At 39.6% G+C, this 12,304-nt stretch carries 7 protein-coding genes and 2 riboswitches; all 7 genes read right to left on the bottom strand.

The window, feature by feature from the left end; all coding sequences use genetic code 11:
- Nucleotides 1-2,302: vWA domain-containing protein (locus ACFSTH_RS11900; RefSeq protein ID WP_377793690.1), on the bottom strand; the 2,302-nt coding region annotated here is incomplete at its 3' end.
- 163 nt (nucleotides 2,303-2,465) lie between these two features.
- A riboswitch (cyclic di-GMP riboswitch) is annotated at nucleotides 2,466-2,559 on the bottom strand.
- 386 nt (nucleotides 2,560-2,945) lie between these two features.
- Nucleotides 2,946-5,246: a histidine kinase gene (locus ACFSTH_RS11905; protein WP_377769535.1), complete on the bottom strand. Its 2,301-nt coding sequence runs from the start codon at nucleotides 5,244-5,246 to the stop codon at nucleotides 2,946-2,948.
- Nucleotides 5,246-5,857 (bottom strand): potassium-transporting ATPase subunit KdpC, encoded by a 612-nt coding sequence (gene kdpC / locus ACFSTH_RS11910; protein WP_377769534.1) that lies wholly within the window; start codon nucleotides 5,855-5,857, stop codon nucleotides 5,246-5,248. Before kdpC ends, ACFSTH_RS11905 begins: the two co-directional genes overlap by 1 nt.
- A gap of 12 nt (nucleotides 5,858-5,869) precedes the next feature.
- Nucleotides 5,870-7,900: a potassium-transporting ATPase subunit KdpB gene (gene kdpB / locus ACFSTH_RS11915; RefSeq protein WP_377769533.1), complete on the bottom strand. Its 2,031-nt coding sequence runs from the start codon at nucleotides 7,898-7,900 to the stop codon at nucleotides 5,870-5,872.
- Nucleotides 7,901-7,925: 25 nt separating this feature from the next.
- Nucleotides 7,926-9,608, bottom strand: a complete 1,683-nt coding sequence (gene kdpA, locus ACFSTH_RS11920) for a potassium-transporting ATPase subunit KdpA (RefSeq protein ID WP_377769532.1) — start codon at nucleotides 9,606-9,608, stop codon at nucleotides 7,926-7,928.
- Nucleotides 9,609-9,777: 169 nt separating this feature from the next.
- The gene (locus ACFSTH_RS11925) at nucleotides 9,778-10,185 is read right to left on the bottom strand and encodes a hypothetical protein (RefSeq protein WP_377769531.1); all 408 of its coding nucleotides are present in this window, start codon (nucleotides 10,183-10,185) and stop codon (nucleotides 9,778-9,780) included.
- Nucleotides 10,186-10,334: 149 nt separating this feature from the next.
- Nucleotides 10,335-10,529, bottom strand: a riboswitch (cyclic di-AMP (ydaO/yuaA leader).
- 424 nt (nucleotides 10,530-10,953) lie between these two features.
- Nucleotides 10,954-12,297 (bottom strand): phosphoglucosamine mutase, encoded by a 1,344-nt coding sequence (gene glmM / locus ACFSTH_RS11930; RefSeq protein ID WP_377769529.1) that lies wholly within the window; start codon nucleotides 12,295-12,297, stop codon nucleotides 10,954-10,956.
- Nucleotides 12,298-12,304 lie beyond the last annotated feature (7 nt).

The following is a 12,304-nucleotide window of genomic DNA, read 5'->3' on the forward strand; positions in this document are numbered from 1 at the left end:
TTTTACCAGTAACGGTAGTTGGCTCTTCTAGCTTGTTGTTTGTACCTTTTTCCAAGTGATGAACAGTGATCGTTTGATCCGCTGCTGTGTAGTAGAACGTATAAACGTTGCCGCTACGTTTCACCACGTAATCAACTTTTGCATCACCATCTACTTCGTAACCATTAATCTGTAACGATTGTAGGGTTACTGTTTTTCCTGTTTTACCAGTAACTGTAGTTGGCTCTTCTAGCTTATCATTTGTACCTTTTTCCAAGTAACGAATAGTTACTTCCTGCACATTTGGTGTGTAGTAGAACGTATACTCGTTGCCTACTCGTTTAACCGTGTAGTTAACTTTTGCTTCTCCATCTACTGTGTAACCAGGGATCACAACGGAACTTAGTTTGATCACTTCACCCGTTTTACCTGTGGCAGTAGTTGGCTCTTCTAATTTTGTATTCGTTCCTTTTTCCAAGTGATGAATCGTTACCTCTTGGTCATTCGCCTTATACTGGAATATGATGCTTGCATTCTCTGCTGGCATTGTTCCTGTTACTTTACCGGCTTGAAGATTTCCAATTAATGAAGAATTATTAGGACTAATATTAATGCTTTGTAAAGTATATCCTGGTATATTAACTTGTTGTTTATCAATTGTAGAACCATATTTTACAGTAGCTATAGTAGGATCAACTAAGTTATCAATGCCTACCATATGATTAACACTTAATTCAAATGGTTTATTATTATATCCAAACCACACCGTTGACGATGGATTTGTTACTGTAACAGATTGTGAAGTAGGATTTGTTCCCACTGTTAAATAATAATCGCTATATGCTGCTGCTAATGTTGGAGCTGGAACATTATAGCTATTTCCTACAGGCAGAGCCTCGTTATTATTGTGTTTATGATAGCCAGAGTAAAGTCGCTGTGCTTTATCTCGATCGACTACATCACCATCTGCATTAACCGGTTGACCTGCAGCATTCACTTTATACGCTATAACTTCAATAGATCCTCTACCGATACTTACTTGTGGTACTTTAAACTCTTTGGAAGTATTCTTTCCTTTTGCATCCGTATAATGAATCGTTGTTGTTTTATTCGTCGGGTACAATACATCTGATTGAGGATTCTTTGACGAATCAATTACTACACGATACGTTAATGTAGCCGGATTACCTTCTGTAATATTTCCAATTTTCCAAGTAAAGGTCTCTGTTTGGCTGTTCCATTCCATCGTTCCTTGAGATATTGTATAAGAAGAATTTGAACTACCTACCCTATTAAACATATCACCCATTGGATCGGTTACTACGGCATCTTCTGCAGCAAAAGATATTTCACTAGCTACATCGTTATAAATTTTCTGCAGATCTTGATCTGTTGCTTGATAATACTTTGGACTATTTGTAGTAGTGTCGAAAGATGCTACATCTTTTAATGTTTTTTTAGCATTATCATTGTCTCCTACATTAAGACCTACACTATAAATATCAATACCTGCTTTTTGAGCTAATCTTGCTTGGGAGATGGTCGCAATACCGTTATCTGCAACAACATACTTATTAGCTATTCGATACCAATACGAAGAGCCTTCGTTATAATTCGGTTTAGGATCCCACCATCCAGACCAAGCTTCTTCTAATTTATAATCTGATCCCGAGCCACGAACACTACTATAATCAAAACCAGTAATCTCGTAGTTATGATTATTGTGTTTCCAGCTACTATCTTTTGCAGCCGTTCCTTTATAACTATACGTCGGCTCTCCATCACTCAGCACAACCATGATTTTATTATTAGCAGAACTACCACTTAATAAATCTTGTGCTTGCTTAATACCAGCTTGGATGTTTGTTCCGCCGCTAGCTGAAATGCCATCAACAGTATTCTTCAAACTTTGTTTCTGCGAAACATCTTTAAATCCCCCAGAAATACTGCTCGCACTATCACTAAAAGAAACTAAGGCAATTTTTACATTGGATTGTGGGATCAATAAGTTATCAATAAACTTATTAGCTGCACTTTTCATACTTTTTAGAGGGTTGCCCTTCATACTTCCGGATCTATCAAGTACTAATACAACGTCAGACGATCCGCTAGTTAAATTCTTTCCTTCGACTGTTAATGTAATATCCCACTCGCCTTGTTTACCAGGTACAGGCTTTGCTTCCTTCGATAAATTAATAGCACCAGGATTCGGCCATATCAATTCATCCGATTGATTAGCAGCGAATACACCAGTAGGAATCAATCCAAAGGTGAGAGTCAGTAAGCACAACCAGGTGACTACTGATCTAAACCTTTTGCTCATTGTTTATCCTCCTTATATTTTCTTTTTTTTCAATAATTGAAACAAACACACCTCCTCAAATATTAAATTAACGCTTCTATCCAACATTTTCTGTAGTTTGAATTACAGTTTATTTAAAATTGGATAGTTTGAAACGCAAAAAAGCTACAATTAAACAAATGTTAATTGCAGCTGGACAATCATAGGTTACAAATTCTGTACCTTTAGATTCCTTGGCTTTGCGACCTAATCTTTCGACTAGTGTGCCCGTATTTAATTGGTAAGAAAATACCGCTTTCGCTGGATTGACTTCAGTATAAATTCAGATGAAATAATTGTCAATTGATTTTTTTGGTAAAAGAACGATTTTCAAGTACCTTGTACCTATTTTATTTGAAAAAAATATGAAATATCATTAATTAATCCCGGTAAATTTTATTCAATAAACCTTAATATCTACATACATTAATATATTAACCTTACTTAACCAACCAAAAAACCATTACTAAAGACCTGTTTATGTTTTCGCTGTTAGTCTTTTTCCGCTTACTACTGATCCTCTCGTATCATACAAACTCTAAGTAATATCGTAAAATGTGCAGCCTCATCAGTCAATGCACATTCTTCCATTTTATTTGGTAATTTATATTAAATAAAATGGTGGCTAACATAAACGATAGTTGGATTGTGCCACCACAAGTATATCCATATGGCGGGCATGTTGTAGTAATGGACGAAGCAAAGCAGAATTCATCTGACCGATTATCATTTGTGTAGCAGTTACTTCATTAGCTTTCTCTAGCAACAACAACACTTTTTCTTTCTGAAGCTTCATATTTACTACGACAAAATGTCCTCCTAATCGTTTAGTCATCGCAGCCAGTTGTTCACATCTTTTAGTTTGTTCTACTTGTGTTGTTTGCTTTCTCCTATTCCCATCATTCATGTAAACGACAAACCAATCAGCTTTTAGCCGATGAGCAATCCGAAAACCTCGACGAATTAACCATTCCGCTTCAGCAGACATCGTAACTCCCACTACAATCGTTTCTTCCCCTTTCCACTCCGCAGCGGTCGCTTCTGTTCTTTCCCATCCTTCTAATCGTTCATCTACGTCGTCCGCTACTTCTCGCAATGCCAATTCTCGTAGAGCAATTAAATTTTCCAGCCGAAAAAAATGATATAGCGCTTGTTCTACTTTGTGTTGTTCATATATTTTGCCGTTACGCATCCGCTCCTGCAATTTTTTTGGTGGTATGTCGATTAATTCTATTTCGTCTGCCAGTTGTAATATATAATCAGGAACTGTTTCTCGTACATCAACACCAGTCAATCGCTCTACAGCATCATGCAAGCTCTCAATATGTTGGATATTTATGGTCGTTATAACAGAAATACCAGCATCAATTAATTGTAAAATATCTTCATAACGTTTCTTATGATGACTGAACGGCATATTGGCATGAGCCAATTCGTCTATTAAAACAACTTCAGGATTGTTTGCAATAATAGCGGCTACATCTAATTCTTCTAACTGTATTCCATGATACTGCTCTTTTCTACGAGGAATAATAGTTAGTTTTTCAATTTGATCATAAGTTTCCTTCCGCCCATGTGTTTCTAATAACCCAATAGCTACTTGAATTCCTTGTTGCAACAAACGATTGCCTTCCCGCAACATTGCAAACGTCTTACCCACTCCTGGCGCTGCCCCAACATAGATTTTCAGTCGTCCTTTATGAAGTTTCAGTGCTTCTTTCTTCACTTCTAGTTCACTTAATCGGCGAAACGATTGTGCTTTAACCGGTTGCCTACGTGTCGGCAAAATCCGCTCCCCCGCTTCTGAACGATCTGCCACTATATATAAGTCGATATCACTACCCGTCATTCGTTTCATTAAACGAGTCGCCAATGTACCAGTAATTTTTTCTTTCCACGAACTACGCTTAGAGTGACCAATGACGATTCTTGTAATGTGCCGAGCTTGTGCGTATTGGACAAACTCTTCAGCTAGTCTCCTTGGTGAAGCTACGACTACTTCTTCGAAGGTAGCTTCTAGTTTTTGTACCAATGCTAGTGTTGACTTTTTGAAGGCAAGTGCTTCTTTCAATAGTTTTCGGTTTGCTACAGCGAAATGAACAACTGACAAATCTCCACCTAATCGTCGTGCCATTTGCTGTCCACGCCTAATGTGAATCGAACTGTTCCAGTAGTATTGCACGGCAACAAGTATATGTTCCGATATCCCTCTTACACTGGACAACCCTTGTTGCTTACGAAACTTTTCTAAGCTATCATTCACATCTTCCGCCACTAAACGTAAAGCCAACTCACGTAATTTTTCAATTTTTTTATGCTCCAACCATTCCCTGCTAGTTTGCTGACTATTTTCCTTCCAGCGTAACAATATCGTTTCTGCTGAACCATCTAGTAATTGAATGTCATCCGCTAGTTCTAAAATGGCAGTCGGTACAATTGCAGTTGGCACAATGTTAATCCAACTTACAGCTAGTTCCGCTACTGCATCAAGTTCATATATATTCACTGTTGTAATAACACTAATCCCTTGTTCGAGCAAATAAAGAACATCTTCCCAACGTTCGGCGAACTTCTCATTCGGTTGATTGGCATGCGCCAATCCATCGACGAGTACTACTTCTGGATGGCGATGCAGTAGAGCAGCAATATCCAAATCATATTGCTGCCCTTGTACTTCATCTATCCACTCCTTGCCCGCTATCTGTTCTAATTGTTGCAACGGCAATGCTACACCTTCTATAGATCGCCCAAGTGCTGCCCAAACTACATCAATATTTTGCTGCTTCAACTCTTGTGCTTCTTGTAATAATTGATACGTTTTGCCTGTTCCACTTACCGCACCAATAAAAATCTTCAATTTACCTCGCCGCAGCTTAGCAAGTGATTGTAACAATTCCTCTGTTTTCTTTCTACGAAACAAGTCCATTACGATGATATTATTTCATTTAATGCTAGATTAAGCTGCAAAACATTAACACGTGGTTCGCCAAATATCATCAAATCACGCTGCTCCGTATGCTGCTTAACTAACGCTAATAATGTAGCTTCTGAAACACCTGTTTCTTTACTAATACGAGGAATTTGAACATTCGCTGCTTGCGGACTAATATGCGGATCAAGCCCAGATGCAGAATTGGTTAGTAACTGGATAGGCACTTGATCAAGTGCTACATCTGGATTTTTCTTCTCCCACTCCGCAATAGTTTCTTTCATACGATCCAACAGTGCTGGATTAGAAGGTCCATAGTTGTTCGAGCCCGATGCTTCCGCTTGATAGGAAATACTAGACACTCGTCCGTGGAAATAGGTAGGTTGATTGAACTGCTGTCCGATTAATACAGAACCAACGACTACTCCCGCTTCATCCTTTATTAAACTACCATTCGCTTGTTTTGGCATCAGCAGTTGTGCAACACCTGTACTGAGCAAAGGGTATACCAAACCACATAATAGAATGAACAATAAGCACAACCGCAATACAGACAACATATAAGTTGTTACCAACATTTTCTCCGCACTCATCGATTCCTTCATCATCACAACTCCTCCCTACAACCACATAGACACGATTACATCAATTATTTTTATGCCAACAAATGGAGCAATGACTCCACCAACACCAAATACAAGTAAGTTACGTTGCAACAATTGAGCCGCATGAACCGATTTGAAAGCTACCCCACGCATCGCAATTGGAATGAGCAAAGGAATAATAATGGCATTAAACATTAATGCAGATAAAATAGCCGATTGTGGTGTAGATAAACCCATAATGTTAAGTATATTCATCTCCGGAATAGCAACCATAAACATCGCTGGAATGATGGCAAAATATTTGGCAATATCATTAGCCACACTAAAAGTAGTCAGTGCCCCCCGAGTAATAAGCAATTGCTTACCAATGCCAACCACTTCAATTAACTTCGATGGATCAGAATCAAGATCGATCATATTCGCCGCTTCCTTAGCAGCGGTCGTTCCACTATTCATCGCAATCCCCACATCGGCTTGTGCCAGCGCAGGAGCATCATTCGTCCCATCTCCCGTCATCGCTACCAGCTTACCTTCGCTTTGTTCCCTCTTAATAAGAGCAATTTTGTCTTCAGGTTTACTCTCGGCAATATATTCGTCCACTCCCGCTTCATGAGCAATCGTTTTTGCAGTTAGTTCATTATCTCCCGTACACATAATCGTTTTAATTCCCATTTGGCGCAATTGAGCAAATCGTTCCTTCATCCCAGGCTTCACCGTATCTTTCAAATAAATTAGCCCATATATATGATCATCCATCGCAACTGCCAGTGGCGTACCTCCAAGTGAGGCTATACTATTACCTTGACTATCTAAATCATCAGGTACAACGCCTCCTTGTTCCAACACCCATTTCTTTATCGCCGATATCGCACCTTTACGTACTTTTCGACCATCTGCCAAATCAACACCGCTCATTCTCGTTTCTGCACTAAACAGCTCTATAACCGCCGACTGCGCGATAGTTTCGTCAACGATAAAATTACTTTGTTTCGCCCACGTAAGTACAGATCTTCCTTCTGGCGTTTCATCATTTAGCGAACTAATGACTGCCCATTGTACCAATGGTTCCAACGAAGCACCTTTTACTGGAATACAATCGCTAGCCATCCGATTACCAAATGTAATTGTTCCTGTTTTATCCAAAATTAATGTATTGATATCCCCTGCCGCTTCTACTGATCGACCCGACTTCGCTACAATATTAAATCTAGTGACCCGATCCATCCCTGCCACACCAATTGCTGATAACAAGCCGCCGATGGTCGTAGGAATTAAACAAACAAGCAAAGCGATCAATACTGGTATTTCTAATGAAACGTGTAAAAAGTCAGCAATCGGAGCCAACGTGACAACAACGATCAGAAAAATTAAAGTTAATGTAATTAACAACGTATTAAGTGCTATTTCAATTGGCGTTTTCTTTCGTTTCGCTCCTTCTACTAGCGTAATCATTTGATCAATAAACGATTGACCTGGTTCAGTAGTAATTTTCACTTGAATCATATCACTTACTACTCTCGTACCACCCGTCACTGAATTAAAATCTCCACCAGCTTCTTTCATCACCGGTGCAGATTCTCCCGTAATCGCTGACTCATCTACAGACGCTACGCCCGCAATTACTTCCCCATCACCAGGAATCATTTCTCCTTCCGTCACCTGAACAATGTCCCCGATATGCAGCTCTGTCGCAGCAACTTCCTCAATCTGATCGCCCACTAATTTACGAGCCATAATTTCTTGTTTTGTTTTTTTGAGTGACGCTGCTTGCGCCTTCCCTCTACCTTCCGCCAATGCTTCCGCAAAGTTCGCAAACCATACTGTTCCTAACAAAATAACAAAAACTGCAATGTTAAAACCTCTACTCCCATTCGCTTGAAAATAATGAGGAAACAGTATCATCAACAGGACTAGTAAAGCACCCCATTCTACGACAAACATCACCGGATTTTTGATCATATGAACAGGATTGAATTTTACTATGCTACTTACTAGTGCTTCTTTTATTATTTTGGAAGAATTACTCGTTTTTTGATCGATACTCATCTTTACTTCCTCCATTTATTTCATTCTATTTGAAAAGAGTTACATGTTCAGCAATCGGACCTAACGCTAATACCGGTAAAAAAGTCAAAGCGCCGATAATAATAACGACTCCAATTAATATGGTTACAAACAATCGATTATCTGTTCGCAATGTTCCAATCGTTTCTGGAAGTCGCTGTTTCTGTACCATGGACCCTGCTACCGCAAGTAAAGCAACCATCGATACGTAGCGACCGAGCAGCATCACGATGCCTGTAGTTATATTCCAAAAGGATGTATTATCGCTTAATCCTTCGAATCCAGAGCCATTGTTAGCAGCAGATGACGTAAACTCATATAATATTTGCGACAAACCATGATATCCGCCATTACTGATTGCTCCCACTCCTGCTTCTGTCAATACAGCTATAGCTGTCGGCACAAGTATAATAAGTGGATGCACTGTAATTGCAATGGCAATTAACTTCATCTCTTTCGCTTCGATTTTTCTACCTAAAAATTCCGGCGTTCTACCAACCATCAAACCACATAAAAAGACAGCCAGTATCGCATACATCAACATATTGACAAGTCCAACACCGTCACCGCCAAAAACACTATTGAGCATCATTTGGAACATGGCAGCCATTCCGCCAAGTGGTGTCAGCGTATCATGCATATTATTAACCGTACCTGTCGTTGCTGCTGTAGTTACTGCTGTAAACAGTGCCGACTGAGCGATACCAAATCGCGTCTCTTTTCCTTCCATACTTCCCTGTGACGTATCTACACCAAGCGATGACAACGCTGGATTACCACGCATCTCTGCTGTATAGGTTAACGTTAAAAAACCGATAAACAATATTAGCATCGCACTGAAAATAATCCAGCCTTGTTTCCTTTTACCCGCAAATTTTCCAAAAGTGTACGTCAATGATGCTGGAATACACCACATCGATAATATTTCTAACACGTTCGTCAGTGGGCTAGGATTTTCAAACGGATGCGAAGAATTAACTCCGAAAAACCCGCCTCCATTCGTGCCCAAATGTTTAATTGAAACTAACGAAGCTACTGGTCCTATTGCCATCTGTTGCTGCTCTCCTTCAAGTGTCGTTGCTTGTATCGTTCCGCCCAACGTTTGCGGCACTTTTAAGCCAACCAACACGAGCATAATTACAAAAGCAAGCGGAATTAACAATCGAGTATGAGCTTTTACAAAATCGCTAAAAAAGTTACCCAACGCTTTGCCTTTACTAGTTAAACCTCGGATAAATGCAATTGCAACAACGATTCCCGTCGCAGCCGATGTAAACATCATCATCGTAATAACAGCCATTTGTGAAAAATAAGATACCCCTGTTTCGCCACTATAATGCTGCAAATTGGTGTTTGTCATAAAACTGATCACTGTATTAAATGATAACGACGACTCCATGCTGTCAACATCACTTGGGTTGAACGGCAACAGATGCTGGATACGTAAAATAACAAAGCTAATCATAACGAACAATGCGTTGGTCACTAGTAAACTGATCGTATATTGTTTCCAGCTCATCGCTACTTGTTGCTTCACGCCAGTTAACCGAAATATCATTTGCTCCACTCGCCCAAAAAGACGATCCGTACGATTAGGTTGGTCTGAAAAAATATAATACATATATGTTCCAAGCGGCTTCACGATCAACGTTACAAGTATGATGACCACTGCCAACTGTATAAAATCCATCACTTTCTGCCTCCTAATCTCACTTCATCTTCTATAACTTCTCTACTTGCAGTAAAGCAATTACTAAATAGACAAACAAAAATACGACACTAACGAGTACAACCTCCATCCTTTTCTACCTCCATGTACAACTATTTTTATTTCACTACACCTATATTCCGTCGCACGCTTAGTGCGTATTATGTGGTATTAAAAAAGACACATTCAAACTATTTGTATGAATAACGTAATCAGCGCCAAGCCCTTTATAGATCGTTTTAATATGATCACAGTTCGTAATAACGAAGATAGCTCTTCCCGTCCATGCACGGCAGATCGACACATAACGACAACATGTTGCCAGATCTTGCTCGAATAAATAGACGTAGCTAATCATCCATTCCGGAATAACCCATGGATTCGCTATCGACGGATCTAACAAAATCACTTGCTGTGCGCCTAACATTCTCAGTAATCTCGCTTCTTCATCACAAGCTGCTAATGCTATAACCGGAACATTACGTTTCACTAGCTCTGCCAAAAATAATTTCCCAGCCTTATTAGGTGCTGACACTAATACAAATTCATCCAGTGTCATCCTGATCGCTCTCCTTTTTCAAAAATGTATGCAACAAAAAAGAAGCTGCACGAAGAGGTAGCTCTTCGTCAGCTTCTTAGGCACAGGAAAATAAACCGTGTCTATGGATGACAAATGTTGCCTCTCTCTATCACACAATGCTACTGAAAGCTTTGTCTGATGGTACGCTTACGAGGTTAGCTGTCGGATTCGGGCTGTGAGAGTAGCCCTACTTATACTAATCAACCCATGGTTGTTAATTAGTATAAGATTCACCCCTGATCATCTGCCTTCGACTCTCACATCGAAAGCAAACCATCGATTGGTTCCCCCGTTTTCCAGTGGAAATTCAGCGCTGACAAATGATAAAAGATTACTGTATCACCGTGTTTACAAACTAAGATGATACCCTTTATCCTGTCAATTAAATTGCTTGAAACGAATCTTACTCCTACTGCAACAATTTGTAAAGAGATACAAACTGGCAGTAATCGTCAATTTACCTCTATTCACTTCAACTGTATTACATTATCTCCTTTTATCTCAGCCACACGTCGTCATGCTCTTATATTTACAATAAAAAGCAGATCTTTACTCCTTTTCGACAATATTATTTCCAAGGAAATACTCTTCTCGACAATGACTAACTACAGTTACTAACATTAGACATAAAAACGCAAAAAAACGGCACTCACTTTCGCAAGAAAGTAGTACCGTCTTCTGATTTGATATCTATTTTAAAAATAATGCCTCGCATTTTGTTAACTACAGTAATGATTAGTACTAGCTCTAACTACGTAACTGTTCTTTCACAATGGAAGCGATATAATCAACGTAATTATCTACTTCGGCTTTGTCGGGTCCTTCCGCCATCACTCGAATAAGCGATTCTGTTCCTGAAGGACGTACTAGTACACGACCGTTATCACCTAACTTATCTTCAACTTCCTGCACAGCTGCTGTGATCACTTCATTACCATCAAATTTACTTTTGTCATCTACGCGAACGTTCACTAATTTTTGTGGGTATTTTCGCATAATTGTTTTTAATTCACTTAAATTCTTTTTCGTAGCAGCCATCACATTGGCAAGATGTAGTGCTGTCAATATCCCGTCACCGGTCGTTATATAATCAAGCATAATAACATGTCCGGATTGCTCTCCGCCTAAGTTATAGCCACCACGCTTCATTTCTTCCATAACATAACGATCACCAACCGCTGTTTTTACTGACTGTAATCCTAATTTTTCTACCCCTTTAAAAAAGCCAATATTGGCCATAACCGTCGTTACAATCGTGCTCTCTTGCAGTTTTCCTGCTTGGTTCATCGCATGACCTAATATACTTAGTATATAATCACCATCAACTTCTGCACCTGTCTCATCAATTGCAATTAAACGGTCAGCATCTCCGTCAAATGCTAGACCCAAATCAGCATGATGGGCTACAACAGCAGCTTTTAATTGTTCGGGATGAGTAGAGCCAACTTCAGCATTAATATTTAAGCCATTCGGTGTCGTCCCTATCGTGATTACATCCGCTCCCAGCTCTCGAAATACAGTTGGCGCAAGATCATAAGCAGACCCGTTTGCACAATCAAGTACAATCTTCATACCCTCAAATCGCTGGTCAATCGTTGTTTGCAAATATTGTAAATAGCGCTCACCTGCTGCTTCATATTCAGTCACCGTACCAATTTCTGCTCCAATCGGACGTGGTAACTCATCCAGCGGTTGATCGATTAAATTTTCAATTTCTAATTCAGTTTCATCAGATAGTTTGAAACCGTCACCTGCAAAAAATTTAATGCCATTATCCTCCACTGGATTGTGAGAAGCAGATATCATCACACCTGCGTCTGCTTGCAGTTCTCTTGTTAAATAAGCAACGACTGGGGTAGATACAACTCCTAAACGCACGACACTTGCCCCTATGGACAATAATCCCGCTATTAAAGCTGATTCCAGCATCGGACCCGACACCCTTGTATCTAAACCAATGATTACTGTCGGTCTAGTAGCTTCTCCTGCCAATACAAAACCGCCAGCACGTCCAATTTTATAAGCTAATTCAGGTGTTAACTCTTTATTCGCAACTCCTCGTACACCATCCGTACCAAAATATTTCCCCATACTATTC

This window comes from Paenibacillus yanchengensis, assembly GCF_042684845.1.
In the GTDB taxonomy this organism is placed as follows: Bacteria; Bacillota; Bacilli; order Paenibacillales; family Paenibacillaceae; genus Pristimantibacillus; species Pristimantibacillus yanchengensis.

Coding starts and splice junctions, on each gene's coding strand:
- ACFSTH_RS11905 (WP_377769535.1), bottom strand. CDS start 5,246: ATGGACTTGTTTCGTAGAAAGAAAACAGAGGAATTGTTACAATCACTT.
- kdpC (WP_377769534.1), bottom strand. CDS start 5,857: ATGATGAAGGAATCGATGAGTGCGGAGAAAATGTTGGTAACAACTTAT.
- kdpB (WP_377769533.1), bottom strand. CDS start 7,900: ATGAGTATCGATCAAAAAACGAGTAATTCTTCCAAAATAATAAAAGAA.
- kdpA (WP_377769532.1), bottom strand. CDS start 9,608: ATGGATTTTATACAGTTGGCAGTGGTCATCATACTTGTAACGTTGATC.
- ACFSTH_RS11925 (WP_377769531.1), bottom strand. CDS start 10,185: ATGACACTGGATGAATTTGTATTAGTGTCAGCACCTAATAAGGCTGGG.
- glmM (WP_377769529.1), bottom strand. CDS start 12,297: ATGGGGAAATATTTTGGTACGGATGGTGTACGAGGAGTTGCGAATAAA.